The following is a 26,424-nucleotide window of genomic DNA, read 5'->3' on the forward strand; positions in this document are numbered from 1 at the left end:
GAATTATCGCCAATCCGCGCGGGCGGGCGGCGGGAATTTTCGGTGCTTTTTAATGCACGACCTGGGCGAGCTCGCCCTTGGCGTACTTGGCGGCCACGACCTGCAGGGCGTCACCCTTGATCTTGGCGCCCTGGCCTTCACAGCCAAATTCGATGTAGCGCTGCTTGCACAGAGCCTTGGCGGCTTCACGGGCGGGCTTGAGCCATTCGCGGGCGTCGAATTTCTCGGGGTTTTCAGCCAGGAACTTGCGCACCGCGCCGGTCATGGCCAGGCGGATGTCGGTATCGATGTTGATCTTGCGCACGCCGTGCTTGATGGCTTCCTGGATTTCCTCGACGGGCACGCCGTAGGTTTCCTTCATCTGGCCGCCGTACTGGCGAATGACAGCCAGCATTTCCTGCGGCACCGAGGACGAGCCGTGCATCACCAGGTGGGTGCTCGGGATGCGCTTGTGGATTTCCTTGATGCGGTCAATCGCCAGGATGTCGCCGGTGGGCTTGCGGGTGAATTTATAGGCGCCGTGGCTGGTGCCGATGGCAATCGCCAGCGCGTCAATTTGCGTGCGCTTGACGAAGTCGGCGGCCTGCTCGGGGTCGGTCAACAGCTGCTCGCGCGTCATGGTGGCGTCGGTGCCGTGGCCGTCTTCCTTGTCGCCCTTCATGGTCTCCAGCGAACCCAGGCAGCCGAGCTCACCTTCGACGGTAACTCCGTATTTGTGGGCCAGCTGCGAGACCTTCTTCGTCACCTCGACGTTGTATTCATAGCTGGCGATGGTCTTGCCGTCGGCTTCGAGCGAGCCGTCCATCATCACGGACGAAAAACCAAGGTCGATGGCGCCCTGGCAAACGGCAGGGTTCTGGCCGTGGTCCTGATGCATGACCAGCGGGATGTTGGGATACATCTCGATGGCCGCCTCGATCAGGTGTTTGATGAAGGGTTCACCGGCGTATTTGCGGGCGCCTGCGCTGGCCTGCAGGATGACGGGCGCGCCGGTCTCTTTGGCCGCTTCCATCACGGCTTGCACCTGCTCAAGGTTGTTGACGTTAAAAGCCGGAATGCCGTAGCCGTTGACTGCCGCATGGTCCAGCAGCTCGCGCATAGAAACGAGTGCCATGTGTGATATCCCCAGAAGTTAGAAAAACACTGCCAAAAGGCGGGTTCCTCGCGAGGGCCGTGCGGCGTAAAAGCCGCCTGGAAACGCCCGTAACCACGAAGTAACCGAAGCCTTGATTCTAACGTTTACCCGAATAGGGTGGGATAACCGAACTTGTGTCTGAATGCATGCCGTAACTGCGTGTAAGCATCGTCCACCCCCGTCCGGGCTCACTGCGTGTAGCCTGTTCCCCCCTCGAGGGGGCGGCGCCTTGGGCCGGCGAAGCCGGACCCTTGGCCCCCACTGGTGAAAACCCCCGCTGGTTACGCTACTGATTCTTCATGCCAGCATGGGCCGCGGAACCGGCTTTGCCGGGCCGCAGGCGCGGTCCCCTGCAAGGGGAAAAGGGCTACACGCAGTGAGCCCGATAGGGGTGTGCCAATTTTTCGGCTTTGCCGGGCCGTAGGGCGGGCGGCCCCCTCGGGGGGCAGCGCATTACACGAAGTGAAAAGCGTGGGGGCTCAAGCTACCCTGCAGATCTTCAGCATATTGGTGCCGCCTGGCGCGCCCATGGGTTCGCCGCAGGTGATGGCATAAATGTCACCGCTTTCGACGATGCCGCGTTTTTTCAGGTGAGCCTCGGCATCGCCGAGCGCAGTGTCGCGCTCGACACTCTGGTCCATCAGCAGCGGCCTGACATTGCGGTACAGCGCCATCTTGCGCTGGGTCGCCAGTTTGGGCGTCAGTGCGTAGATGGGGATATGGATACGGTGGCGGCTCATCCACAGCGCCGTAGAGCCCGAGTCGGTCAGCGCCACAATGGCCTTGCAACCCAGGTGGTGGGCCGTGAACAGGGCGCCCATGGCGATGGACTGGTCAATGCGGTCAAAGGTCATGCCGGTGAAGTCGGCATCCAGTTTCACGTCCTCGGCTTTTTCGGCTTCGGCGCAGATATTGGCCATCTCGACAATGGTCTCCAGCGGATAACGGCCGGCGGCGGTCTCGGCCGAGGTCATGACGGCGTCGGTGCCGTCGAGCACCGCGTTGGCCACGTCGCTGACCTCGGCGCGCGTGGGCACCGGGTTGGTGATCATGGATTCCATCATGTGGGTCGCGGTGATGACCACCTTGTCCAGCTCACGGGCCATGCGGATCATGCGTTTTTGCAGCGCCGGCACAGCGGCATTGCCGACCTCGATGGCCAGGTCGCCGCGCGCGACCATGATGCCGTCGCTGGCCCTGCAGATGGCTTCCAGGTTCGGGATCGCTTCGGCACGCTCGATCTTGGCGATCAACCCCGGCTTGTGGCGGTGCTCGGCGCCGGCCACATTGCACAGCTGGCGCGCCATTTCCATGTCACTGGCGTTCTGCGGAAAGCTCACTGCGACATAGTCGGCCTGGAAACTCATCGCAGTGCGAATGTCTTCCATGTCTTTGGCCGTCAGCGCCGGCGCCGTCAGGCCGCCGCCCTGCTTGTTGATGCCCTTGTTGTTGGACAACACGCCGCCAATCTTGACCGTCGCATGGACCTGCTCGCCCTTTACTTTGTCCACGGTCATGACGATCAGGCCGTCGTTGAGCAGCAGGGTGTCGCCGGCCTTGACGTCGCGCGGCAGTTCCTTGTAGTCCAGGCCCACGCCATTGATGTCACCCAGCTCGGTGCGGGACGCGTCGAGCACGAACTTCATGCCTTGCTCAAGCTGCACCTTGCCCTCGGCAAATTTACCGACACGGATTTTCGGGCCCTGCAGGTCGGCCATGATGGCGACCTCGCGCCCGGCGCGGGTGGCGGCCTCCCGCACCAGCCTGGCACGGTCGATGTGGTCTTGCGCCGTGCCGTGGCTGAAATTCAGCCGCACGCAGTTGACGCCAGCGCGAATCATCTGCTCCAGCAAGGCCGGATCGCTGGAGGCGGGGCCAAGGGTGGCAACGATTTTGGTGCCGCGGCGCTGCATCTTCATGTCTGTCTCCTGTAATTTAGTTTCTTATTTTTACACGAATGAGTTACGTAGCGGTTACCAAGCCATCGCCGCAGCCGGGGTATTGGCCAGAAGCCGGAGGGTGGCCCGCTGCATGCAACGTGTCGCGCCCTGAACCTGCAAACCGCGGTTTGCCGTATTTTGCAAGTAGCGCCTCAATGGCCCGCGCGCTTTTGCAGGATTTCAAAGGCCGGAAGCGTCTTGCCTTCCAGCACTTCCAGAAAAGCGCCGCCGCCGGTCGAGATGTAGTCGACCTGCTTTTCAATGCCGTATTTGGCAATGGCGGCCAGCGTGTCCCCGCCTCCGGCGATAGAGAACCCGCTGCTGTCCGCAACGGCGCGCGCAATGCCTTCGGTGCCTTTGGCGAACGCGTCAAACTCAAACACGCCGACCGGGCCGTTCCACACGATGGTGCCGGCCGCCTTGAGCTGCGCCGCAAGTCTCGCGGTGGTTTGCGGGCCGATATCAAGAATCAGGTCGTCATCGGCGACGTCAGTGGCCGCCTTGACGGTAGCCGGCGCGTCAGCGGCAAAGGTTTTGGCGGTGACGACATCGGTCGGGATGGGCACCTCGGCGCCACGCGCCTTCATGGCGTCGATCACTGCTTTGGCTTCGGCCAGAAGATCGGCTTCGGCCAGGCTTTTGCCGATTTTCAAACCGGCGGCCAGCATGAAGGTGTTGGCAATACCGCCGCCCACGATGAGCTGGTCAACATTGGCGGCGAGCGACTTGAGGATGGTGAGCTTGGTCGAGACCTTGCTGCCGGCCACGATGGCAACCAGCGGCCTGCGCGGGCTGGAAAGGGCTTTGGAGATGGCGTCCATCTCGGCGGCCAGCAGCGGGCCGGCGCTGGCGACGGGCGCGTACTGCGCAATGCCATAGGTGGAGGCTTCAGCGCGGTGCGCCGTGCCGAACGCATCGTGCACAAAAATATCGCAGAGCGCAGCCATCTTGCGCGCCAGCTCTTCGCTGTTTTTCTTCTCGCCCTTGTTCAGCCGGCAGTTCTCCAGCATTACCAGCTGGCCGGGTTTGACATCCACACCGTCCACCCAACCCGACGCCAGCGGAACATCGCGTTTCATCAGCTCGCCCAACCGTTTGGCCACAGGCGCCAGCGAATCCGAAGGCTTGAATTCACCCTCCACCGGCCGACCGAGATGGGAAGTCACCATCACGGCGGCGCCGGCATCCAGCGCCATCTGGATGCAGGGAATCGAGGCGCGGATGCGCGTGTCTTCGGTGATGTTGCCGCTGTCATCCTGCGGCACGTTGAGGTCGGCACGGATGAACACGCGCTTGCCGGCAACTTTGCCGCTGGCACACAGGTCGGAGAAACGGATGAAGTTCATGGATGTCTCGCAAAATAAAAAATGCTTTGGGCCACAGCGCCCAAAGCCCTAAATTGTAGGTGCCTGTATGTGCCTGGGCCCGTCAGACAAAGCCGGAAAAGCGTAAATTGAAGCATCAAATGATGCCTCCCGCCCATGCAAAACGTGCGCAAGCAGCTACTGATTTGATAGCGCCCACCATCAACCGCGATGCGAAGCGAGCCGTACCAGGCCAGCATGAGCCCCGGAACCGGCTTTGCCGGGCCGAAGGGCGGGCGGCCCCCGAGGGGCTGGAGCCCGCGGCTCCAAGCCTGCCTGCGCAGGCTTGGACGGGCGACAGAGGCGCAGCGTCTCGCGAGCCGCGGCCTGCAAGGCCTCGGGAGCTACACGAAGTGAGCGACCGTGGGGGCTACCAATTCAACCCCATATGCAACGGCAAATACACCGCCATGCCGGCCAGGATGGTGCCCAGCACGCCGTGACGCCAGTAATACCAGGCGGTGCCGGCGACTACTGCAAAGAGCCGCGCGTCTTTCCAGGTTGCGATGAAGTGGCCCTGCGTCATCACCATTTCCGGCACGATCACTGCGGCCAGCGCAGCAATGGGCGCGTAATGCAGGCCGCGCTGCGCCCAGCCGGGCAGCGTCCAGGGCTTGCTGGAGAGAAAAAAGAAGGAGCGCGTGAGGACGGTCATCAGCGTCATGCCGATGATGGTCACCACCGTCCAGAGATCCGTCTGGTTCATGCTGCGTCTCCGGTTCCGGGAGTGGATACCGCAGGCTTGGCCGGCGCTGATTTTTCCAGCACCAGGCAGACGATGACGGCCACGGCAATGCCCACCAGGATATTGAACTTGAGCGGCAAGGCGAAGGTGGCGACAGCGGCGGCACCCGCGATGGCTGCAGACACCGCGCGCAGTCGGGTGGTGGCCAGCGACCACATGATGCCCAGCAGCGCCAGGATGCCGGCAAAGCCCAGGCCCCAGGACAGCGGAATGGAATTGGCCAGCGCGATTCCCACCAGCGTGGCGCCCACCCAGCTGACCCAGCTCATGCCGCAGCTGCCTACCCAGTAGGCGTCCTGGGCTTCAATGCCGGCAGCATCGGCGGCCGGGTGCGGGAAGCGTTTGGTAAAAAGCACATAGTTCAGGTCGGCCATGCCGTAGCCAAAAGCCATGCGGCGCCACAAGCTCTGGTGCATCACATAGGGGCGCAGGTGGGCGCTGAAGACCATGAAGCGCAGGTTGACGCAAAACGAGGTGGCCAGAATCACCCACATGGGTGCGCCAGCCACGATAAGTGGCAAGGCTGCCAGTTGGGAACTGCCGGCAAAAACCAGCACCGCCATCAGCAGCACCTCGATAAGACTCATGCCCGACTTGACCATCGCCACGCCTGTCATCAGGCCCCAGGCGGCGATACCCGGCGCGACGGTGGCGAGCTCACTCACCCCGAGCCGGAAGTCCGGATGCTTGAAGAATGTCTTCACAAAAACCCCACCCTTTTCTGTCCCGTCATTTTTTTCACCCCTGTCTGGCGATATCCGGTTGAATGAAGACCATGCCGGGACGGATCTCAAATCCCCGCAAAAATTCGGATGCATCCAGCGCCTTGCCGCCGGCTTTTTGAAGCCGGCTCATGCGCAGAACGCCATCGGCGGCACAAATGTCCACACCTTGTGGCCCTGCGGCAAGGACTTCACCGGCCTCGGCCCCACCCGGCCGGCGCACATCCGCCAGAACTTCGGCACGCCAGAACTTGAGGGTTTGCCCGTCTACAACACCGGCCGCGCCGGGAAACGGGTTGAACGCCCGGATGCGCCGCTCGAGTACGGCAGCGCTTTGCGACCAATCCAGCAATGCTTCATGTTTTTCAATTTTGTGTGCGTAAGTGATGCCCTCTGCGGGCTGAGAGACCGCCTGCAGGCCTCCGCACGCAGCGATCTCGAGGGCCTCCACGATGAGCCGCCCGCCCAGATTGGCCAGCCTGTCGTGCAGCGAAGCCGTGGTGTCGCCGGGTGCGATGCGCAGCTTTTCCGTCAGGAGCATGTCGCCCGTGTCCAGCCCGGCATCCATTTGCATGATGGTGACGCCGGTTTCCGGATCACCGGCTTCGATGGCCCGGTGAATCGGCGCGGCACCGCGCCATCTCGGCAACAGCGACGCGTGGATATTGAGGCAGCCCAACCGCGGTACATCCAGAACCCACAGCGGAAGAATGAGTCCGTAGGCCGCCACCACCATGACGTCCGCGCGTGCTGCGGTGATGGCTTCGCGCGCCGCGGCGGCATCGTCAGGGAATTTGCCGTCCAGCCGCAAGCTTCTGGGTTGGGCGATGGGCGTGTGTGAGGTTTCGGCCCATTGCTTGACGGGCGAAGCCTGCAGTTTCATGCCGCGGCCTGCGGGGCGGTCAGGCTGGCTCAGTACGAGGGGAATCTCAAAACCGGCTGCATGCAGCTTTTCAAGGGCCACACGGGCGAACTCAGGGGTACCGGCAAAAATGACACGCATGGAGTCCGATTCTAAAGACTCCTAGGGAAATCCCGTGGTTCCGGCACGCGGTACTGACGGCCGACGTCCGTACGTACGGACAGGTTAACGGGGCGAGTCGCGCTCCTCGTCCTTTTTCTGCTTGATCATCTTGGTTTTGATGCGGTTGCGTTTCAGCGGGGACAGGTACTCCACAAACACCTTGCCCATCAGATGATCCATTTCATGCTGGATGCAAACCGCCAGCATGCCTTCGGCTGCGTGCACCTGCAGCTTCCCGTCTAGATCCAGCGCCTGTACCTTGATGGCGGTAGAGCGTTCCACGCCGTCATAAATACCAGGCACCGACAGGCAGCCTTCGTCGCCCACGCGTGTTTCTTCGCTGGCCCAGACAATCTCGGGATTGATCAGCACCAGGGGCTGGGTCCGGTCTTCGCTGACATCAATCACGACCAGGCGCTCATGCACATCCACCTGGGTTGCCGCCAGGCCGATGCCCGCCGCTTCGTGCATGGTTTCGAGCATGTCGTCGACCAGCTTGCGCAGGCGCGCATCAACGGCCGCCACAGGCTTGGCAACGGTGTGGAGGCGGGGGTCGGGGTAACGAAGAATGGTTAACTGGCTCATGGAGGAAGGCTGGGCAATGGGTGAGATGTCGCTATTTTCGCCACTTTTCTCTGTTTTTCGGCATCCTGATATTCCCAGAATCGTGTATTCGTTGCTTAATCAAGGGCTTAGGTACAAAATCGTTAGTGATTTATCAAGATATAAACACGGTTTTTTTCGCGGGGTTGCACCCCGAAAACGCCGTCCTAGCCCCATAAAAGCGCCGAAGGCCTACAAGATGCAAACAATTTCTGGTCGTTTCAGTCAAATTTCAATAGCCGCTGCAGCTCTTTTGGGCATTTCGGTCGGCTTGCATGCTCAGAACTTCCCCATCACGGCCGACCAAAAAGCCACGGCAGCCCAAGTGGCCCAGACAGGCGTTCCCCTGGGCGATCTGGCTCCCAATGCGCCCGATACCTACACCGTGAAGCGCGGCGACACCTTGTGGGCAATTTCCGGTTTATTTCTGAAAAACGCCTGGCGCTGGCCCGAGCTATGGGGCATGAACCTCCAGGACATCCGCAACCCTCACCGCATTTACCCGGGGCAACAGCTCTATCTGGAGAAATCCGATGGGCGTGCCGTTTTGCGAACCCGCCAGGCCCAAACCGATGGCCCGCCGACAGACACCGTACGAGTTTCTCCGCGCACCCGCTTTGAAACCCTGGCAGACACCTCCATTCCCACGATCGCGCCCAACCTGATCGAGCCCTTCCTGAATGAGGCCTTGATCGTCGACGAGGCCATGCTTTCCAATGCGCCCCGCATTGTGGCGGCCCAGGAAGGCCGCGTTCTGCTTAGCCGCGGAGATCGCGCCTATGCGCGTAGCCAATACGGCACCGGCAGCACCACCGGCAAACCCCTGAGCATTGAAAAAGGCGAACCGGTCAATTACCGGGTGTTTCGCAACGCAACGCCGCTGAAAGATCCGACGACCCAGGCGATTCTGGGCTACGAGGCGCAATACGTCGGCAAGGCGGAAATAGCACGCGGCGAATCGGTTGCGGAAATAGCCGGTAAAGACGGCAAGCTGCAATCCGAAATCGTGCCGGCGACGATCGACATCGTTGCTACCAAAGAAGAGATGCGTGTGGGTGACCGGCTGTTGGTTGAACCGCCACGCGAGTTGCTGAATTACATACCGCACGCGCCTTCTTCTGCCGTTGCCGGACAGATTGTGTCTATCTATGGAAGTGCCGTGACCAATGCTGCGGAGAACCAGGTCGTGGTCATCAATCGTGGCGCCAGGGATGGCCTGGAACGTGGCCATGTCATGGCCATTCTCAAGGACGGGGAACGACTGAAAGACAAAACCGACAGTAACCGCACGCAGATCAAGTTGCCCAACGAACGAAATGGCCTGTTGATGGTGTTTCGCACTTTTGATGCCGTTTCCTATGCTCTCGTCCTTCAGGTGACTGACGGCGTGAAGGTAGGGGACCGTTTCGCCAACCCCAATTAACCGGCGGACAAGCAACGCACCGGCGTCGGTAATCCGAGCCCACCTACATTCGGGGCAAGTTCTCGAAGTCGTTGACCCTTTCTTCCTTTCAGCTCTGGCTATCACGTGGAAAAACATGAGCTCCAGGCCTGGTTGCGCCTGACCCTCTCAACGGGCGTAGGAAATGAGAATTCCCGCAAGCTGCTAGCCGCTTTTGGATCAGTGCAGGCGATTTTTGACCAGAGTTCAGCCGCGCTGGAACAGTTGGGTTCGGAGAAATTGGCCCGCGCACTCAGGGCAGAGCCTCCAAATCTGGCAGCCCAGCTGCAAATGACGCTGGACTGGTTGCAGGCCGGCGAGCACCGGCGGGTGGTCGCGATTGGAGACGCGGCCTACCCCGCGGCCTTGCTCGACATCGCCGATCCCCCGCTGATGCTCTACATGCTCGGCAAGCATGCACCCCAGCCGCAGGCGTTATCGCCATCCCCCGTGGCCCATATAGCCATCGTAGGCAGCCGCAACCCGACGCCGCAGGGCGAAGCTAATGCGCGCCAATTCGCCAAGGCCCTGGCCGGTGCCAAACTCTGCGTTGTGTCAGGCCTGGCCTTGGGTATCGACGGTGCGGCGCACGACGGCGCCATGCAAGCCGGCGGAGATACCATTGCCGTGGTGGGTACCGGACTAGACCGTGTCTATCCCAAAAAACATCTCGAGCTGGCGCACCGTATTGCGCAGCAAGGCATGATCATCAGCGAATTCCCGCTCGGCACGCCACCGCTGACCGCGAACTTCCCGAGACGCAACCGCATCATTTCCGGCCTGTCGCTGGGCACTCTGGTCATCGAGGCGGCTCTGCAATCCGGCTCGCTGATCACCGCGCGGCTGGCGGCCGAACAGGGCAAAGAGGTGTTTGCCATACCCGGCTCCATCCATTCGCCCCAGTCACGCGGCTGCCACGCACTGATCAAGCAGGGAGCCAAGCTGGTGGAAACTGCGCAGGACATATTGGAGGAATTAAATCTCCCTGCGCGGGGTGTGGCGCCGGGTGCAGCGGCATATACGTCAACAGAGAAAGAAACCGGTCTCCTGGTCGAGTCCCCCTCATCTACCGCCCTGATCGCCGCACTGGGATTCGACGTGGTGAGCCTGGACACACTACAGGCGCGAACCGGGATCGAAACAGCCATGCTGCAGGCACAGCTACTTGAGCTGGAACTCGACGGACAGGTGTTCAGGCTTCCCGGCGGCCTGTTCCAGCGACGCGCTGACGCATAAACACCGCACTCTTTTCACCGGCTTGACAATGCTGCCGCCAACTGCGTTATATTGGACGCATGTTCGAAGTACTCGTGTACGTCTACGAAAATTACTGGCAAGGTGACGCTTGCCCCGAACTTCAGCGGCTCGGCCGCAAACTGACAGCAGCGGGTTTTGAGGCGGAAGAAATCCAGGCGGCCCTCGTCTGGCTCGACGGCTTGAATATCGCCGCCCAAGGCACGCAAATCAGTCTGCCGGCCAGTGCCCCGTCAGAGCTCACCGAGCCCGGTGCGCATCCGGTCATTCAGCCCCAATCCCCCGACAGCCTTCGCGTTTATTCGGTTGCCGAGCAAACACAACTCGGCGCACAGAGCCTGGGATTTGTGAGCTTCCTTGAGTCGTCCGGCGTATTGCCTCCGCACATGCGCGAGATTGTGATTGACCGTGCCATGGCGGCACCGGGCGACCCCGTCACGCTGGATGACCTGAAAATCATCGTATTGATGGTCTATTGGAGCTTCGGCGAAGAACCCGATGCGCTGGTTCTGGACGAATTGTGCGACGACGCGGAAGGTCGCCTTGCTCACTGAATAGCACTGCGGCACAAAAACGACATTTTTGAACCGGTTGCCCGGGCACGCCGGACAACGAGGCCCTTAGCCGAGCAACCGCTCGGGATTTGCATCCAGCTTGGCAAGCGCGTCGCGCGTGGCACGTACCGTGAGCGCTTCCTCTTCCGTAGGCACCAGCAAACCCGACTGCAGGTAGGCCGCGAGCCGACGAGCCTGGATCAGGAAGTTCCGGCCATCGGCAGAAGCAAACAGGTGCAACTGCTTGCGATCACTGCACCAGGCAAACTGCACATGACTGATCTTGCCGTTGTGGTCCAGGCTGAACCATGTACCTACCTGGAGCTCCCGGGCCCATGCGCGCATGGCTTCCGTGGGCTGGCTGCCACCATCGGCGATCACTTCAATGTCGGTAGCATCGATCCCGATCATGGTGACCAGGCTGTCAGTATCTAGCGGCAGGTCGCCGACGTCCTCATCGGAAAGATAGTCTTCCAGGTTCATCAGCCGTTTGGCCATGATCTCCACCCGCTCCTGGGAAATGGTGTCGGTTTTGGACATGAATGCATCGGCCAGCGTATCGCTGATGGTCTTCAGGTGCCCGTCCTGGTCAGACACACCCAAGCCCAGCATGGACATGCCCAGGCGCAGCAGCTGCAGCAATTTCGGCAGGTCTGCAATCACACGGGCGCGATCATTGCGGTTCGGTTTGGCACTCGCGGCCCACACCAGATCAGCGGCAGCCCGCTTGAGCGTGATGGTTTCCTCGTGCTGCGGCCCGTTCTTCATCGCGGCGATGGCCAGTACTTCGGCCCATACCTTGAAGAGGAATTCGCGGATCTCGTCTCGAACCGGCATGTCATTGAGCATGTTCCGCATCTCAATGGTGTACTGGATCGTCATGGTCTCTTTTTGTTCGACCTGTTGCGCGACGCTCACAACACGGGCGGCGCTGCCATGCTCGGAAAGGAATTTGGATAAAAACTTTTCGAACTCGTCATAAACCAGCTGAAACACCCGGCGCCCTGTTTCGGGATACTGCTCTATCACTTGCACAATGCGCTTGACTTCAGATTCCATGGCGCCGCCGGCCACCGTGACGTCAAAGCCCAATACGCAGGAGCCCATGCGGTCGATCAACCGGCGTGCAGGATGCTGCAGCGACTCAAAGAACTCTGGCTCGGAAATCGCCACACGCAATACCGGCATCTGCAAACGGGCAAACCAGACCCGGATCACAGGCGGAATGCGGTCTTCGGCAAGAATGCTCTGGAACATCAGGGCGACGATTTCAATCGTCGCCTTCTCGGATGAGGTGGACGCCGCCTGCTTGAGCGTATTGGTTCGTTCCCGCAAGGCAGTAGCAGCATTGTCGACATGCACCTGGCCATAGATCTGCCCTTGCGCATCTGCGAGCAAGGTACGCTCTGCACCGGTTTCTTCCTGCTTCTGCACACTCACCATGGCCTGCGCGAGCTGAGGCGACGCCTGTGTGGGGTGGGTATCGTCGAAGCCTGCGACCTGGTTCGACAGCAAACGCTTGAGGTGCCCCATCACACCCTGGGCCCTCATGCGTGCCCTGGCGAGCGGCGTCGTCGCCGTTTGCATGCGGGTTTCATCGTAGACTGCGCCGCCTTGCCTGGATACGCCTGGCTGCGACCCTGCTCCTTCGGACGCCGCACCTGGAGAAGCTGCACCCTGACGGCCGGCAGAAGCTGAAGATCGCCCGCCACCCACACCCTGAACCCGGCTATCAGGCCCATCGCCCTGGCCTCCGCCAAAACCACGTGCGCCACCGCCTTCAGACCCGCCGGTCCTGGAGCCGGTTTCGCCGCCGAATTTGCCGCGTTCCTTCTCGGAAGTGGAGGCTTTCCTGGCAGACGCTCCGGCATCCGCAGCGGAGGGAGTGCGTTTGACCAGCGGCCGTAAGTCGATTTCCGCCATCACCCCCTGCTGCACCAAAAACTCGTTGGTGGCATGGTAAGTCTCCAGCAGGTGTGTGCCCATGTCCTTCTGGATGACATCCTGGACAACGAGCCAGACATCCCGTGGCAGCGATGCAAGACTCCATTGCTCAACCATGTGCTGGGCAAGCACCTCGGGGCGAAGAATGTCCTGCTTGTGCAATTCCGTGACGGCCTCCAGGTTTTGGATGCGCAACCGGAGGTCGTTCAACTCCCAGCTTGCGAAGTCCAGCAACCGAAGCGCGAGCCGCGAAGCAAGGATTTTGTCCTCCATCACGTCGTTACCCATCAATTCAAATTTGCCGCTGTCGGCAAACCTCGAGGGCGAGTTTGGCGCAGGAATCGTCTGGGCAGTGGTCCATGCGGCGGTTGTGCCACGAACCCAGGTGGCACCACTTTTCTGGAAAGCCATCCAGGCATCACGCCGGTCCTGCATTTCCCGGACACCGCCGGGCTGATCAACTGCGGCAGTGAGCCTGTCTTGAATGGTTTTCGCCAGTGCAGGCAGTACGCGTACAGCACGCTCCGCAAACAGCGCACGTGCCTGCTCGACCAGAACCCTGCTATTTTTGTTACTTGGAGCCACAGCCGCCCTAGGATGATTAAGTCATAGCTTACACCGTGGCCCCGGCGTTGGGGTCGTTGGGATCCTCGTCTTTTTTGGCCGGCCCTTTCATCAGGTCCTCACGCCGAATGCCAAGCCACATGGCGATTGCAGCGGCAACAAACACCGACGAATAGATCCCGAACAGGATGCCGATGGTCAACGCCAGGGCAAAGTAAAACAGGGTCGGCCCGCCAAAGAGAAGCATGGACAGCACCATGATCTGGGTGGAACCGTGGGTAATGATGGTACGGCTGATGGTGGACGTGATCGCGTTGTCGATGATCTCGGTGGTATTCATCTTGCGATAGCGTCGAAAGTTCTCGCGGATCCGGTCAAAGATCACTACCGACTCATTGACGGAGTAGCCCAGCACCGCCAGCACAGCAGCCAGCACAGCCAGTGAAAACTCCCACTGGAAGAAAGCGAAGAACCCCAAAATGATCACGACGTCGTGCAAATTGGCGATGATGGCCGCCACGGCATATTTCCATTCAAAGCGGAAAGCCAGATAGACCATGATGCCGAAAACCACCATGGCGAGCGCCTTCAGCCCGTCGTGGGCAAGCTCCTCGCCCACCTGTGGGCCGACGAATTCGGTGCGCCGCAGCGTCACATCCGGGCTGGCAGCCTTCAGGGCCGCAAGCACCTTGTCGCTTTGCTGCGCAGTGCTTACGCCCTTTTGTGCCGGCAAGCGAATCATCACGTCACGTGAGGTGCCGAAGTTCTGGACCTGCACATCGGCGAAGCCCAACCCCGCCACCGTATCGCGGATTTTTCCGACATCGGCAGCCTGGGTGTAGTTCACCTCCATCAGGGTGCCGCCGGTGAATTCGACGGACAGGTGCAAGCCGCGCGAAAACAGGAAGAATACGGCCAGGGCGAACGTGGCAAAGCTGATGGCATTGAAGATCAGGGCGTGCCGCATAAACGGAATGTCACGCTGGATTTTGAAAAATTCCATCTGGAGTCCTTGGGAAATTCAGGAAAAGGGCCGGGCGTGGGCTTACTTCGCCACCGCACCCGAAGTGGTGGGCCGCCACACAGTGCCAATGGAAACCGTCTTGAGCTTCTTCTGGCGGCCATACCAGAGGTTGACCAGGCCGCGCGAGAAAAACACCGCCGAGAACATGCTGGTCAGGATACCGATGCAATGCACCACGGCGAAGCCGCGGACCGGGCCGGACCCAAAAGCCAGCAACGCAAGACCCACAATCAATGTCGAGGTGTTGGAATCCAGAATGGTTGCCCAGGCCCGCTCATAGCCTGCATGAATCGCCGCTTGCGCGGAGGCACCGTTTCGCAATTCTTCGCGCACACGCTCATTGATCAGCACATTGGAGTCGATGGCCATGCCCAGCGCAAGCGCCATCGCCGCCATGCCAGGCAAGGTCAGGGTAGCCTGCAGCATGGACAGCACCGCGACCAGCAACAGCAGGTTGACGGCAAGCGCCAGGCCGGAAAACAGGCCAAAAAGCATGTAGTAGATCGCCATAAACGCCACGATCACGACAAAGCCCCACGACACGCTGTGAAAGCCCTTGGCAATGTTATCGGCGCCCAGCGTCGGGCCAATGGTGCGCTCTTCAATGATTTCCATGGGAGCGGCCAGCGAGCCCGCACGCAGCAACAGGGCGAGATCGTTGGCTGCGTTGATATTCATGGCACCCGAGATGCTGAACCGTGTACCCAATTCCCCGCGAATGGTTGCCACCGAAATAGCCTGCCCTTTGCCCTTTTCGAACAGCAGGATGGCCATCGGCTTGTCCATGTTCTCGCGGCTTGTTTCGCGCATCACCCGTCCACCCTTGGCATCCAGCGTCAGGGATACATTGGGTTCCTGCTTTTGCGAATCGAAGCCGGCCTGGGCATCCGTCAGGCTCTCGCCGGTGACAAGGACCTGCTTCTTCACAATCACCGGATTGCCGCTGATATCAGGGAATTTTTCCGAGCCGAAGGGAACCATGCCTCCCCCGGTCATGGCTGCACGGGCCTCAGCGCTGTCATCCACCAGACGCATTTCCAGGGTCGCCGTGCGCCCCAGAATATCCTTGGCCTTTGCCGTGTCCTGCACGCCCGGCAGCTGTACCACGATACGGTCTGCGCCCTGTTGCTGGATCACCGGCTCAGCCACCCCAAGCTCGTTGATCCGGTTGTGCAGCGTCACCATGTTCTGCTTGAGGGCCTGGTCCTGGATGCGGCGCGCAGCCTCGGGCTTGATCGTGGCCGTCAGTTTGTACTCGGTTCCTTCCGGCACCTCCACCGTCTGCAGGTCTGGAAACTGGTCCTGAATCAGGCCTTTTGCAGATGCCAGCGTGGCCGAGTCACGCACCTTGATGTCAATAGCCTGGCCGTTGCGGGCGATGCCACCGTGCCGGATATTTTTTTCGCGCAACGACATCCGGACATCTCCGGCCAGGGACTCGGCACGCTTGGCCAGCGCGGCCTGCATGTCTACCTGCAGCATGAAGTGCACGCCTCCACGCAAATCCAGCCCCAGATACATGGGGTTTGCATGCAACGATGTCAGCCATGCAGGCGATCGGGACAACAGGTTAAGCGCCACCACATAACCGGAGTCCCCCGCATCAGGGGCCAGCGCTTTCTGAATCGCGTCCTTGGCCTTGAGTTGCGTGTCGGTATCGCCAAACCGCGCCTTGACGGAATTGCCGTCCAGGGCGATGACATCCGCCGTAACGCCGGCTTCCTTCAATATTTGCTCCACTTTCGCCATCGTCGTACTGTCGATCTTGACGGTGGACTTGGCGCTGGAAACCTGGACCGCAGGCGCTTCGCCGAAAAAGTTGGGCAGCGTGTACAGGGCTGCGACGATGAGCGCGATCACAATGATGGCGTACTTCCAGGCCGGATAACGATTCATGAGAGGGCTGTTCCTGATGGACGGATGAACAAAGTCAGGCCTGCCGGCCGGTGCGGCCGGCGAAAGCCTTATTTGGCTGGGGTGATAGCGCCTTTGGGCAGCACCTGAATGATCGCGCTGCGCTGCAGCTGGACTTCGACGCCTGGCGCCAGTTCGAGGGTCAGGTACACGTCGCCCAGCTTGGTCACCTTGCCCAGCAGGCCGCCAGCGGTGGCGACTTCATCGCCCTTGGCCAGCGCCTCAATCATGGCGCGATGCTCTTTCTGCTTTTTCATCTGCGGGCGGATCATGACGAAGTACAGGACTACGAACATCAGCACCAGAGGCAGCATGCCCGTCAGCGAGGACATCATGTCGCCGCCGGCGGCAGCAGCGGGAGCGGTTTGGGCAAAGGCAGAAGAAATGAACACGGCTAACTCCACAACGATTTAAAAGACACACTGGCGCGCGCCATCCGGCACGGACAGCGCACAGAGTTCACGATTGTATGCGGCGGGGCATCCGCAGAAGGGGGTAACTGGCGCGCGCCAGGGGCTTTTCAAGCCGGGTTGCGCGCAAAGGGCCGCTGCAAGCTCCGCAGCAAAGCCGTCCCATGAAGGAAACACCGGACCGGCGGCGAGGCCGGCGCCGGTCCAGGCTTTAAGCCGCTTCCCGCTGAACGGTAGATCCGGGGGTACGAAAGGACTCCATCAACGCGGCCCACTGGGGCCGCGCTGCGGCCAGGTGGCGTGCCTTGACATGGCCATAACCCTTGATCATTTCCGGAATCCGGGCAATTTCCAGCGCCGTGGCGTGGTTTTCGGCCGTCAGGCCTGCCATCACGTCCTGCAGGCTCGCCTTGTATTCCTCAATCAGGGCCCGCTCGGTGCGCCGCTCCTCCGTGCGGCCAAAGACATCCAGCGGCGTGCCGCGCAGACCTTTCAGGCGAGCCAACACCTTGAATGCGCCCAGCATCCAGGGGCCGAACTGCTTCTTCTGCAGCTCGCCCTTGTCGTTTTTGGACGCAATCATGGGCGGCGCCAGGTGGTAATTGAGCTTGAAGTCGCCTTCAAACATGCCGTTGACTTTGTTCAGGAAACCAGTGTCGGTGTGCAGGCGCGCCACTTCATACTCGTCTTTGTAAGCCATTAATTTGAAGAGGTAGCGAGCCACCGCCTCGGTCAGCAGCGTCTTGCCCAGCGGCGCTTCCGCGGCGCGCACCTTCTCGACGAAGGCCTGGTAGGTCTGCGCATAAGCCGCATTCTGGTAGGCCGTCAGGAAGTCAATCCGCTTGGCCAGCATGTCGGCCAGTGCGGGCCGTTTGACGAACTCGATCACCTGGGCTGCCTTGAACAAGGCCTGCACAGCAGCCAGGTCGTGCGCGCAGCGCCGGCCCCACTCAAAAGCTGCCTTGTTGTTGTCGATTTGCACGCCATTGAGTTCAATGGCCCGCATCAACGCAGCATGCGACAGCGGCACCCGGCCTTTTTGCCAGGCAAAGCCGAGCATGAGCGGGTTGGTATAGATCGAGTCACCGACCAATTGCACCGCCACCTGCTCTGCATCGAAGCTACCGAGCAAGTCAGCGCCCACTGCAGCAGTCACGGCCGTCTCGCAATTGCCACCAGGGAACTGCCAGGCAGGGTTGGTCACAAAGGCCGCCGTCGGCGCACCGTGCGAGTTCATGGCTACGTAGGTGCGGCCCGGCTGCATGACGGTGAGCGTGTACTTGCTGGCCGCCACGATCGGGTCGCAGCCAATCACCAGGTCGGCCTTGGCGGTGTCGACCTTGGTCGTGTAAATGGCTTCCGGCCGGTTGGCGATCTGGATGTGGCTCCAGGTGGCGCCGCCTTTTTGCGCCAGGCCGCCCGCATCCTGCGTGACCACACCCTTGCCCTCAATGTGGGCTGCCATGCCCAGCAATTGGCCGATGGTGATGACGCCGGTGCCTCCCACGCCGCCTACCACGATACCCCAGGCGTTTTCCGCCACCGGCAACACGGGCTCGGGAACCACAAACAGGCTGCTGGGTGCGCCTTTCTTGTCTTTTTTTGGCTTCTTCAGCTGCCCGCCTTCGACAGTGACAAAGCTGGGGCAAAAGCCCTTCACGCAGGAGTAATCCTTGTTGCAGGTGTTCTGGTTGATGCGGCGTTTGCGGCCGAACTCGGTTTCCAGCGGCTCCACTGACAGGCAGTTGGACTGCACTGAGCAATCGCCGCAGCCTTCGCAGACAAGCTCGTTGATCACCACGCGCTTTTCAGGGTCCACCAGGGTGCCGCGTTTGCGGCGGCGGCGCTTTTCGGTCGCGCAGGTCTGGTCGTAAATGATCGCGGTCGTGCCCTTGATCTCGCGGAACTCGCGCTGGATGCGGTCCAGCTCGTCGCGGTGGTGCACCGTCACGCCTTCGAGCAGCGGCGCGCCGTCGTATTTCTGCGGCTCATCGGTCACGATGACCAGTTTGGCCACGCCTTCGGCACGCAGGCTTTGCATGATCTGCAGCACCGAATGGCCTTCGGGCCGCTCGCCGACCTGCTGGCCGCCCGTCATGGCGACCGCGTCGTTGTAGAGGATCTTGTAAGTGATGTTCACACCCGAGGCGATGGCCTGGCGGATCGCCAGCAGCCCGCTGTGGAAGTAGGTGCCGTCGCCCAGGTTGGCAAAGATGTGTTCGTCGGTCGTAAAAGCCGCCTGGCCCACCCATGTCACGCCCTCGCCGCCCATCTGGGTGAAGGTGGAGGTGGAGCGGTCCATCCAGGTTGCCATGTAGTGGCAGCCGATGCCGGCCACGGCGCGCGAGCCTTCGGGCACGCGCGTGCTGGTGTTGTGCGGGCAGCCGCTGCAAAACCAGGGCGCGCGCTCGCCGGTGTCGGCTTTGCCGGCGGCCAGGGCGCGCTCGCGCCCTTCGATGACGGCCAGGCGCTCGTCCATGCGGGAGATGATGTCTGCGGGCACGCCCAGTTTCTTCAACCGCTTGGCAATCGCCTTGGCGATGATGGCCGGCGTCAGGTCGGCCTTGGCGCGCAGCAGCCAGTTGTCGCTCGGGTTGGAACGGCCCCATTCGCCGCCCGACTGGTCGCCTTCAGGTTCATCGAACTTGCCCAGCACATTGGGGCGCACATCGGCACGCCAGTTGTAGAGCTCTTCCTTGATCTGGTATTCGATGACCTGGCGTTTTTCCTCGACCACCAGGATTTCCTGCAGGCCTTCGGCGAAGTCGCGCGTGATGGTGGCCTCCAGCGGCCAGACAACGTTGACCTTGTGCAGGCGAATGCCGAGCTGGTGGCAGGTCTCTTCGTCCAGGCCCAGGTCGGCCAGGGCCTGACGCGTGTCGTTGAAGGCCTTGCCGCTGGCGATCAGGCCGAACCGGTCTTTGGGGCCGGCGATGACGTTGTAGTTCAGCTTGTTGGCGCGAATGTACGCGAGCGCCGCGTACCACTTGTAGTCCATCAGCCGCGCTTCCTGCTCCAGCGGCGCGTCGGGCCAGCGGATGTGCAGGCCGCCGGCCGGCATCTCGAAATCTTCGGGAATGATGATCTTCACGCGGTCCGGATCGACCAGGATGGAGCTGGACGACTCGACAACTTCCTGGATGGTTTTCATGCCCGACCAGACGCCGGAAAAGCGGCTCATGGCAAACGCATGCAGCCCCATGTCGAGGATGTCCTGCACATTGGAAGGAAAGAACACCGGCAGGCCGCAGGCCTTGAAGATGTGGTCGCTCTGGTGGGCGGCGGTGGAACTTTTGGAGACATGGTCGTCGCCGGCAATGGCGATCACGCCGCCGTGTTTGGCCGTGCCCGCCATGTTGGCATGCTTGAAGACGTCGGAGCAGCGGTCCACGCCTGGGCCCTTGCCGTACCAGATGCCGAATACGCCGTCGAATTTTTTGCTTTGCGGATACAGGTCGAGTTGCTGCGTGCCCCAGACGGCCGTGGCACCCAGCTCTTCATTGACACCGGGCTGGAACACGATGTTTTGTGCAGCCAGGTGCTTTTTGGCGGCCCACAGGGCCTGGTCATAGCCGCCCAGCGGCGAGCCGCGGTAGCCACTGATAAAACCCGCCGTGTTCAACCCCTCGATCGCATCGCGCGTGCGCTGCAGCATGGGCAGGCGGACCAGCGCCTGGACACCGCTCATGAAAGCGCGGCCGTGGCCTAAAGAATATTTATCGTCAAGCGTGACGGTCTCTAGCGCTTTGCGGATGTGTTCAGGTAGGGGCGCGTTCATGTTCGTGGGTCTCCAGGACTGTTTTTTAGTACCGCCTTGTGGGCAGGCCGGCAGAAGGGTCACCCCCGGATAGGGGGCGCCCTCTAGTTGCATGCAAAGTGTATGCCGCCAGCCGTGATATGTCTTTGCTTTGTTTGCCCGATTTATGGCACTTCCAGAAAGGATATTGCTGTAAAGTGGCAAACATGGAAACATTAGACAAGTTTGACATCGCGATCCTGAATGAGTTGCAACTCGACGCCCGGTTGACGAACACGGAATTGGCCTCCCGTGTGGGCCTGTCGGCCGCGCCCTGCTGGCGGCGGGTGCGGGCGCTGGAAGAATCGGGCTTCATCACCGGCTACCGTGCCGAGATCAACCGCCACAAGATCGGGCTGGGCGTTCTGGCCTTTGTGCGGCTGGACGCTGACCGCAACAGTGGCGACGCAACGCGCCAGCTGGAAGAGGCCATCAAGAAGCTGCCGGAGATCGTCTCTTGCCACTACATCAGCGGCACCGGCACTTTCGAGCTGCAGGTGGTGGCGCAAGACCTGGAGGCTTTCAGCAAGTTTGCGCTGCAAAACCTGATCAACCTGCCCAATGTGAAAGACCTGCACACCAGTTTTTCGCTGGGTGAGGTCAAGGCGAGCAGCGCACTGCCGCTCGGGCACCTGACGCGGGTTACAGTCTAAAATTCAAGTAAATAGTGCTTGCAACCCTTTACTGACGGGCGCAATCAGCTATTGATTTAATAGCACCAAATTCGCTCGCTGTTCACAACAGCCAGCGCATGAAACACCTGCAAGACAACGCTTCAAGGAGCCCCGCATGAAACCATCTTCCAGCCCCGCCTCTTTGGCCTTTATGCTTTTTATGGCCCTGGCACCCGCCCTGCAAGCGCAACCCGCTATCAATTCAGGAGCAAGTCCGGAGGCGCTACCCATGCGCAACCTGCAGATCGAAGTGCGGCAGGCCGGTAGCAGCCTGCGCTCCCAGAGTGCCTTGGGCGCGCAGGGCGGTGTTGTGCTGCAACCGGGCCGCTCGGGCCTCAATGCCCAGATCACAGCCCAGGACAGCCAGCGCAGCGATTCACGCGACCTGGTGCAGCGCGTGCTGGTACTCAATGGCCGCAACGCCAACATCAACCTGGGCAACAGCCAGCCGCTGCGGCTGGTACAGGCGCGCCAGGCCGGCACCGTGTTCATCGAGGCTAACAGCGGCTTTTCAGCCAGGCCCACCTGGTACGGCGGCGACAGCGTGGAGCTGGAACTGGCCGCGGGGCAGGCCAGCCGCACAGGCTCGTCGCCGCAGGCTCCCCTGTCCTCATCGTCCACCAGCACCTCGCTGACCGTTCGCCTCGGGGAATGGGTCACCGTGGCCGAGTCGGACGATGCGAGCGCCGGCAGCAGCAGCGGCATCGCCGACAGCCGGCAATCGACCCGTCGGGACGGTATGAGGGTGGAAGTCCGCCTCTCCGTGCGCTAGAAGAAGCCGCCCACAAATCGCGGTGAAGCGGTTTTGGCACGGCAGGTCCGCACAACAACGCAAAGAGGTTTTACAGGGAATCAGTCGCGCACGCAGTGTGCCGTCAGCGGCAGCAGCGGATAACGCAGCACCGCCTCGCGGCCGCTGGCGCCCAGGCCAAACTCGGCGCGCATCCGCGGATTGCTGTACACCGTCTGCTGCGCACCCTGGCCGCCTGCGTCACGAAACAGCAGGTCCGAGCCGCCGGCGCTATCCAGCACGGCGGTGTCGTCCACAAACTTCACCTTGAAGTCAGCGCCGTGTTCGCAGCGGTACTGCGCGGCAGGCGAAGGCCCGCCACCCGCCGCGCAGGCTGCCAGCACAAGCGCTCCGGTCACCCCCACCAAGGCCATCCCGGTTCGGGCCGACAGTTGTTTCATGGAATCTCCTTCAGCTTGCCCAACGTTTTGAGCACTCACTTCGGCCAGAGCACCCAGAGCCGCAGCGGCTGGTTGACACGTGCCGCCAGCAGGCCGGCTTCGGGGCCGGTTCCGGCAAAGTAATCGGCCCTGACCGCACCCACAATGGCGCTGCCGGTGTCCTGCGCCAGCACCAGCTTCTGCAGGTTGGCCGCGCCGCCGCGGGACGCCAGCCACACCGGCGTGCCGTAGGGAATGCTTCCCGGGTCAACTGCAATGGAACGGCCCGGTGTCAGCGCCACGCCCTGCGCACCTTTGGGTCCAAAGGCGGTATCCAGTTCGCTCAGCGGCTGCTCCTGGAAAAAAGTGTAGCGCGGGTTGCTCCAGAGCATTTGCTGGGCGCGCTGCGGATTTTTCGCAACCCATGCCTTGGTGGACTCCACCCAGGGCGCCGTCATGCGGCCTTCGCCCTGCTCCAGCAGCCACTGGGTCACGCTGCGAAACGGCTGCTCGTTCGTGCCTGCGTAGGCCACGCGCACGACACGCTGCGAGCCGTCGGCTTCGGTGATGTTCAGCCGGCCCGAGCCTTGTATGTGCAGCGACATCGCCTCAACCGGGTCGGCCAGCCAGGCGATCTCGCGCCCGCGCAGCGCCGCTTTGGCTTCAGCAAGGGTGTCGATGTCCTGCCGGGAGAACCACGGTTTGCGGCTGCCCAGCGATGCGGGAGGACGGTACAGCGGCACCTCGTAACCCGCAACGGGCTGCCGGCTGGCCCTGAGCACAGGCTCGTAGTAACTGGTCAACAGCCCCTCGGTTACGCCTTGCAGGCTCTCCACCCGGTAGGGCTGCAGCCGCCTGACCATCCAGTTGCGCTGCTCATCGGCAGACGCAATGCTGAGGCGCCGGATATCGCCGCATAGCGGCGCAAAACCTGGGCCGGGACGCTCGCAGCTTTTGAGCCAGGCGTTCCAGGCCTCAAACAGCGCGTCTTCCTCGAAGCCGGGCAACTCGGCCCAGCGGACCGCGACCCAGCGGCTTTTCCCCTGCACCATGGGCGCAGGCAATGGGCCGGTATCGCCGGCGCGCACACCCGGGGCTGTGGGCTCGCCCGCAGGGACGGTCGAAGGCGGCCGGGGCGGGCTTGCGCAGGAAGCAAGCAGCGCCGCAATGGCGATAATTGGGACAAGCCGCATGGAACGCATTGACGGCAGCACAGGCATCGAAGCCTCTTTTGAAATCCAAGGAAATGTCATGGCCCTACTTTTGCTCGAAGCCCTGGGGGCATTGCTGCTGCTGGTGTTCATTGTGTGGTGGACGATGTTTTCGGGCCGTAAAAATGGCGAATTGAAGGAATCGGTCCACTCAGAGACCCCGGCAGAGCCCGAAAAAAAATAAGCCCGGCGCAGCGCTGCAATTACAGGTTACGCAGCAGATTGGCCAGCTCCACCGCCGACTTGACACCCATTTTGTCAAAAACCCGGGCACGGTGGACCTCCACCGTGCGCACGCTGATGTCAAGCTGGTCCGCCACCAGCTTGTTGGGCAACCCACCCACCACCAGCTTCATCACGTCACGCTCACGGTCTGTCAGGCCGTCGAGACGGGCCTGCAGGCCCGTCGACTCGCTGTGCTGCGCCAGGGCCCCGGCGGAATGGTTCAGCGCCTGTTCAATGCGGTCTACCAATGCGTTGTCTGAAAAGGGCTTTTCGCAAAAATCAAAAGCACCGCGCTTGACCGCGTCGACCGCCGTTGGAACGTCCGCATGGCCCGTCAAAAAGATCACCGGCAGCGTGGGCAGCAAGCCGTAAGCAATCAGCTTCTCAAACATGGCCAGACCGCTCAGGCCCGCCATGCGTACATCCAGCAGCACACATGAAGGCGACTTGACCGCGAATTGCTGGGATACGCGCGCATCGAACGCCTCTGCACTGTCGAAGGTTTCGCTCAACAGGCGGCGCGAGCGCAGCAGCCAGGCCAGCGCGTCGCGCACGCTGGCATCGTCGTCGACGATATATACCGTGGCATTTTGAATGGGTTCCATGCTGTGTCCTTCAGGCTGTATCCGCACCTGCATCATGCGGCAGGGCCGCCGGCAAGGTGAAACTGAAAATCGTACCCCGCGGCTGGCCGGGCTCAAACCCCAGGAAGCCGCCGTGCTGCTCAATCACCGTGCGGCACAGGCTCAGGCCCAGCCCCATGCCCTCTTCCTTGGTGGTGAAAAATGGCGTGAAGAGCTGCTCGGCCACTTCACTGGGAATGCCTTCACCGCAATCCGTCACCGAAAATTCCACCCAGCGGCTCTGCGCGTTCGATGCGGCCGGACGGATACGCAGCGTCAGCACTTTTTCCCGCGAAGCCGCCTCCGCCGCCCCGCCTTCATGGGTCACAGCCTGCATGGCCTGCATGCCGTTGCGCGAGAGGTTGAGAAGCACTTGCTCAACCATGGTGCGGTCACACAGCACGGGCGTGCAGGTCTCGTCGACCTCGATCACCACGCGCACGCCGAGCTTGCGTGCCTGAAGGGTCACCAGCGGCATGATGGCGTCCAGCAGGGCGCGAGGCTGCACGGCTTCGCGCACCTGATCGCGGCGCCTCACGAAGTCATGCACGCTCTTGATGACCTTTCCCGCGCGTTCGGCCTGCTCCGCAATGCGGCGCATGGCCAGCTGCAAATCTTCCGACAACGGCGCCACCGCTGAGCTGGCGTTCGCTGCCAGCGGCTTGTCATGGTCCATGCCATCCTGCAGCAGGTTGAGCGAGCCGGTGGCGTAGCTTGAAATGGCGGCCAGCGGCTGGTTGAGTTCGTGGCTGAGCAGCGAGGCCATCTCGCCAACCATCGCCAGCCGTGCGGTGGCCTGCAGGCGGTCCTGGCTGGCACGGGAAAGCTCTTCCACCCGGCGCTGTTCACTGACGTCCAGAATCGCGCTCATCCAGCCGGTGTGCTTGCCCACGGCATTGATCAGCGGGGCCTCCATGATCAGCACCGGGAACCGCGTGCCATCGCGCCGCATGAACACCGACTCGTGGCCCTCCCTGGGCAGGCTGTTACCTGCCAGCCGGATTTCCTGGCGCTGCTGGTACACGCCGGCCAGTTCGGGTGGCCAGTAGGGTGAGGGAAAGCTCTGGTTGAGCAGGTCCTTGGCGTCCACGCCAACCATCTTGCAAAACGCCGGGTTCACGTAAGTGATGCGCCCTTGCAGGTCGCGCGCGCGCAGGCCGGTCAGCACGGAGTCCTCCATGGCCTTGCGAAAAGCCAGGGCCTCGCCGAGGTCATGCTCGACTTTCAGCCTGCGGCGCATATCCCTGGCGAGGAGGTACAGCACGGCAAGCAGCGCCAGTGACATGGCCGTGACCAGCGCGGTGAGCACATTGGGGAAAAGGGCCGGCGTGCCCAGCCGGCTTTCCATCCTGACCACCAGCGTATTGCCGGGCAGGTCCAGCAGCTGTTGCGCAATATAGATACGGCTGCCGCGCGAAGGCACGCCTTGCAGGGCCAGGCGCGTGCCGTCAGCTTCGGTAAAAGACAGGCCGATGCCCCGGGCGAGCTGGCGGCCAACCAGTTCCCCCAGAATGTCCTGCAGCGAATAGGTGACCACGCTATACCCCGTGAGTCGCCCCGCCACCACGACGGGCAGGCACATGTCGAGCACTTCCAGGCCCAGGCCATCGCGCTGCGGCATGAAATAACTGATGGAGTAAGCCGCACCGCTCAGGCGCCGGGCCGTGGTGCAGGTCAGGCCCACGTCGGTTTGCAAACTGCCCCGCCCGAGCCGCTCGAACACCGAGGTGCGATAGGGCGTCTCAACAAACCCGAGCACATCGAGCGCTTCGTTGCGCCATTCAAGCCGCATGATTTCACGGCGCTCGCGAAGCAGCTCGGCGGCGGATGAATGCCACGGCTCCGGCGTGCGGTCGCTGGACTGCAGCGCCTGCAAGGTCTGGATATTGCGCGTCAGCCCCGAGCGGATGTCTGTTACGGCTTCCGCTGCGTCATGCTCCAGCCGGCTTTGCACCATGCTGGACTCATAACGTCCCGCCAGCCACACCAGAATGCCCAGCAGCGCCACCAGCAGCGCCACCAGCAGCGCCCACAGGGACCAGCGCTTGCTGGCGCGGCTGACGCCGTTTGCAAACGGAAGCCTCACG

22 protein-coding genes are annotated in these 26,424 nt (G+C 61.8%); 6 read left to right on the top strand and 16 right to left on the bottom strand.

Annotated features, from left to right (window positions below; translation table 11 throughout):
• Positions 1–49: 49 nt before the first annotated feature.
• The 7 genes from fba to def all read right to left on the bottom strand — a co-directional run bounded on the left by fba (position 50) and on the right by def (position 7,515).
• Positions 50–1,114: a class II fructose-bisphosphate aldolase gene (fba, locus tag AC1D13_RS21000; protein WP_477666946.1), complete on the bottom strand. Its 1,065-nt coding sequence runs from the start codon at positions 1,112–1,114 to the stop codon at positions 50–52.
• Between the two features lie 500 nt (positions 1,115–1,614).
• Positions 1,615–3,048 (bottom strand): pyruvate kinase, encoded by a 1,434-nt coding sequence (gene pyk, locus AC1D13_RS21005; protein ID WP_457282458.1) that lies wholly within the window; start codon positions 3,046–3,048, stop codon positions 1,615–1,617.
• A 179-nt stretch (positions 3,049–3,227) separates the two neighbouring features.
• Entirely contained in the window at positions 3,228–4,421 is a 1,194-nt protein-coding gene (locus tag AC1D13_RS21010) for a phosphoglycerate kinase (RefSeq protein WP_457282407.1), read from the bottom strand.
• A gap of 388 nt (positions 4,422–4,809) precedes the next feature.
• The gene (locus AC1D13_RS21015) at positions 4,810–5,145 is read right to left on the bottom strand and encodes an AzlD domain-containing protein (RefSeq protein WP_457282408.1); all 336 of its coding nucleotides are present in this window, start codon (positions 5,143–5,145) and stop codon (positions 4,810–4,812) included.
• Positions 5,142–5,888 (bottom strand): AzlC family ABC transporter permease, encoded by a 747-nt coding sequence (locus AC1D13_RS21020; protein ID WP_457282409.1) that lies wholly within the window; start codon positions 5,886–5,888, stop codon positions 5,142–5,144. The genes AC1D13_RS21015 and AC1D13_RS21020 overlap by 4 nt, the downstream gene beginning before the upstream one ends.
• 34 nt (positions 5,889–5,922) lie before the next feature.
• Positions 5,923–6,909 carry a methionyl-tRNA formyltransferase gene (gene fmt, locus AC1D13_RS21025; protein WP_477666949.1) on the bottom strand — a complete coding sequence of 329 codons (987 nt, stop codon included), beginning with the start codon at positions 6,907–6,909 and terminating at the stop codon, positions 5,923–5,925.
• An 84-nt stretch (positions 6,910–6,993) separates the two neighbouring features.
• A complete protein-coding gene (gene def / locus AC1D13_RS21030; RefSeq protein ID WP_477666950.1) occupies positions 6,994–7,515 on the bottom strand; it encodes a peptide deformylase in 522 nt (173 codons plus the stop codon).
• A gap of 217 nt (positions 7,516–7,732) precedes the next feature.
• Between def and AC1D13_RS21035 the strand changes: the two genes are divergently transcribed.
• From AC1D13_RS21035 to AC1D13_RS21045, 3 genes are all read left to right on the top strand, one after another.
• Complete coding sequence (locus tag AC1D13_RS21035) at positions 7,733–8,956, top strand: LysM peptidoglycan-binding domain-containing protein (protein ID WP_457282459.1); 1,224 nt, start codon at positions 7,733–7,735, stop codon at positions 8,954–8,956.
• 105 nt (positions 8,957–9,061) lie between these two features.
• Positions 9,062–10,210: a DNA-processing protein DprA gene (gene dprA, locus AC1D13_RS21040; RefSeq protein WP_457282412.1), complete on the top strand. Its 1,149-nt coding sequence runs from the start codon at positions 9,062–9,064 to the stop codon at positions 10,208–10,210.
• A gap of 59 nt (positions 10,211–10,269) precedes the next feature.
• On the top strand, positions 10,270–10,782 hold the full coding sequence (locus tag AC1D13_RS21045; RefSeq protein ID WP_457282413.1) for a Smg family protein: 513 nt from the start codon (positions 10,270–10,272) through the stop codon (positions 10,780–10,782).
• A 66-nt stretch (positions 10,783–10,848) separates the two neighbouring features.
• Here the strand turns inward: AC1D13_RS21045 and AC1D13_RS21050 are convergent, their stop codons facing one another.
• From AC1D13_RS21050 to AC1D13_RS21070, 5 genes are all read right to left on the bottom strand, one after another.
• Entirely contained in the window at positions 10,849–13,311 is a 2,463-nt protein-coding gene (locus AC1D13_RS21050; RefSeq protein WP_477666951.1) for a DUF1631 family protein, read from the bottom strand.
• Positions 13,312–13,339: 28 nt separating this feature from the next.
• On the bottom strand, positions 13,340–14,293 hold the full coding sequence (secF, locus tag AC1D13_RS21055) for a protein translocase subunit SecF (RefSeq protein WP_477666952.1): 954 nt from the start codon (positions 14,291–14,293) through the stop codon (positions 13,340–13,342).
• Between the two features lie 42 nt (positions 14,294–14,335).
• Positions 14,336–16,210, bottom strand: coding sequence for a protein translocase subunit SecD (gene secD, locus AC1D13_RS21060; RefSeq protein ID WP_477666953.1), 1,875 nt, complete (start codon positions 16,208–16,210; stop codon positions 14,336–14,338).
• A 68-nt stretch (positions 16,211–16,278) separates the two neighbouring features.
• The gene (yajC, locus tag AC1D13_RS21065; protein WP_457282417.1) at positions 16,279–16,620 is read right to left on the bottom strand and encodes a preprotein translocase subunit YajC; all 342 of its coding nucleotides are present in this window, start codon (positions 16,618–16,620) and stop codon (positions 16,279–16,281) included.
• A 229-nt stretch (positions 16,621–16,849) separates the two neighbouring features.
• Positions 16,850–20,416: an indolepyruvate ferredoxin oxidoreductase family protein gene (locus tag AC1D13_RS21070; protein WP_477690227.1), complete on the bottom strand. Its 3,567-nt coding sequence runs from the start codon at positions 20,414–20,416 to the stop codon at positions 16,850–16,852.
• Positions 20,417–20,601: 185 nt separating this feature from the next.
• Between AC1D13_RS21070 and AC1D13_RS21075 the strand changes: the two genes are divergently transcribed.
• Entirely contained in the window at positions 20,602–21,087 is a 486-nt protein-coding gene (locus tag AC1D13_RS21075; protein ID WP_457282419.1) for an Lrp/AsnC family transcriptional regulator, read from the top strand.
• A gap of 136 nt (positions 21,088–21,223) precedes the next feature.
• Positions 21,224–21,880, top strand: coding sequence for a hypothetical protein (locus AC1D13_RS21080; RefSeq protein WP_477666955.1), 657 nt, complete (start codon positions 21,224–21,226; stop codon positions 21,878–21,880).
• A gap of 80 nt (positions 21,881–21,960) precedes the next feature.
• Here the strand turns inward: AC1D13_RS21080 and AC1D13_RS21085 are convergent, their stop codons facing one another.
• Entirely contained in the window at positions 21,961–22,299 is a 339-nt protein-coding gene (locus tag AC1D13_RS21085) for a hypothetical protein (protein WP_457282421.1), read from the bottom strand.
• Between the two features lie 35 nt (positions 22,300–22,334).
• Positions 22,335–23,480: a murein transglycosylase A gene (gene mltA / locus AC1D13_RS21090; RefSeq protein WP_477690228.1), complete on the bottom strand. Its 1,146-nt coding sequence runs from the start codon at positions 23,478–23,480 to the stop codon at positions 22,335–22,337.
• Here mltA and AC1D13_RS21095 point away from each other — a divergent pair.
• The gene (locus AC1D13_RS21095; RefSeq protein WP_477690229.1) at positions 23,470–23,673 is read left to right on the top strand and encodes a hypothetical protein; all 204 of its coding nucleotides are present in this window, start codon (positions 23,470–23,472) and stop codon (positions 23,671–23,673) included. The two genes, mltA and AC1D13_RS21095, sit on opposite strands and share 11 nt — an antisense overlap.
• 19 nt (positions 23,674–23,692) lie before the next feature.
• On the opposite strand, the gene AC1D13_RS21100 is transcribed toward AC1D13_RS21095, so the two are convergent.
• Together AC1D13_RS21100 and AC1D13_RS21105 are read right to left on the bottom strand one after the other, a co-directional pair.
• On the bottom strand, positions 23,693–24,319 hold the full coding sequence (locus AC1D13_RS21100) for a response regulator transcription factor (RefSeq protein WP_457282424.1): 627 nt from the start codon (positions 24,317–24,319) through the stop codon (positions 23,693–23,695).
• Positions 24,320–24,329: 10 nt separating this feature from the next.
• Positions 24,330–26,423: a two-component system sensor histidine kinase NtrB gene (locus AC1D13_RS21105; protein ID WP_477666958.1), complete on the bottom strand. Its 2,094-nt coding sequence runs from the start codon at positions 26,421–26,423 to the stop codon at positions 24,330–24,332.
• Position 26,424 lies beyond the last annotated feature (1 nt).

The organism is Polaromonas sp. P1_E12, assembly GCF_056405975.1.

Bases quoted from the DNA above. Each gene is read 5' to 3' on its own strand.
- fba (WP_477666946.1), bottom strand. From the start codon at position 1,114: ATGGCACTCGTTTCTATGCGCGAGCTGCTGGACCATGCGGCAGTCAAC.
- pyk (WP_457282458.1), bottom strand. From the start codon at position 3,048: ATGCAGCGCCGCGGCACCAAAATCGTTGCCACCCTTGGCCCCGCCTCC.
- AC1D13_RS21010 (WP_457282407.1), bottom strand. From the start codon at position 4,421: ATGAACTTCATCCGTTTCTCCGACCTGTGTGCCAGCGGCAAAGTTGCC.
- AC1D13_RS21015 (WP_457282408.1), bottom strand. From the start codon at position 5,145: ATGAACCAGACGGATCTCTGGACGGTGGTGACCATCATCGGCATGACG.
- fmt (WP_477666949.1), bottom strand. From the start codon at position 6,909: ATGCGTGTCATTTTTGCCGGTACCCCTGAGTTCGCCCGTGTGGCCCTT.
- def (WP_477666950.1), bottom strand. From the start codon at position 7,515: ATGAGCCAGTTAACCATTCTTCGTTACCCCGACCCCCGCCTCCACACC.
- AC1D13_RS21035 (WP_457282459.1), top strand. From the start codon at position 7,733: ATGCAAACAATTTCTGGTCGTTTCAGTCAAATTTCAATAGCCGCTGCA.
- AC1D13_RS21045 (WP_457282413.1), top strand. From the start codon at position 10,270: ATGTTCGAAGTACTCGTGTACGTCTACGAAAATTACTGGCAAGGTGAC.
- secF (WP_477666952.1), bottom strand. From the start codon at position 14,293: ATGGAATTTTTCAAAATCCAGCGTGACATTCCGTTTATGCGGCACGCC.
- secD (WP_477666953.1), bottom strand. From the start codon at position 16,210: ATGAATCGTTATCCGGCCTGGAAGTACGCCATCATTGTGATCGCGCTC.
- AC1D13_RS21070 (WP_477690227.1), bottom strand. From the start codon at position 20,416: ATGAACGCGCCCCTACCTGAACACATCCGCAAAGCGCTAGAGACCGTC.
- AC1D13_RS21075 (WP_457282419.1), top strand. From the start codon at position 20,602: ATGGAAACATTAGACAAGTTTGACATCGCGATCCTGAATGAGTTGCAA.
- AC1D13_RS21080 (WP_477666955.1), top strand. From the start codon at position 21,224: ATGAAACCATCTTCCAGCCCCGCCTCTTTGGCCTTTATGCTTTTTATG.
- AC1D13_RS21085 (WP_457282421.1), bottom strand. From the start codon at position 22,299: ATGAAACAACTGTCGGCCCGAACCGGGATGGCCTTGGTGGGGGTGACC.
- AC1D13_RS21095 (WP_477690229.1), top strand. From the start codon at position 23,470: ATGGAACGCATTGACGGCAGCACAGGCATCGAAGCCTCTTTTGAAATC.
- mltA (WP_477690228.1), bottom strand. From the start codon at position 23,480: ATGCGTTCCATGCGGCTTGTCCCAATTATCGCCATTGCGGCGCTGCTT.
- AC1D13_RS21100 (WP_457282424.1), bottom strand. From the start codon at position 24,319: ATGGAACCCATTCAAAATGCCACGGTATATATCGTCGACGACGATGCC.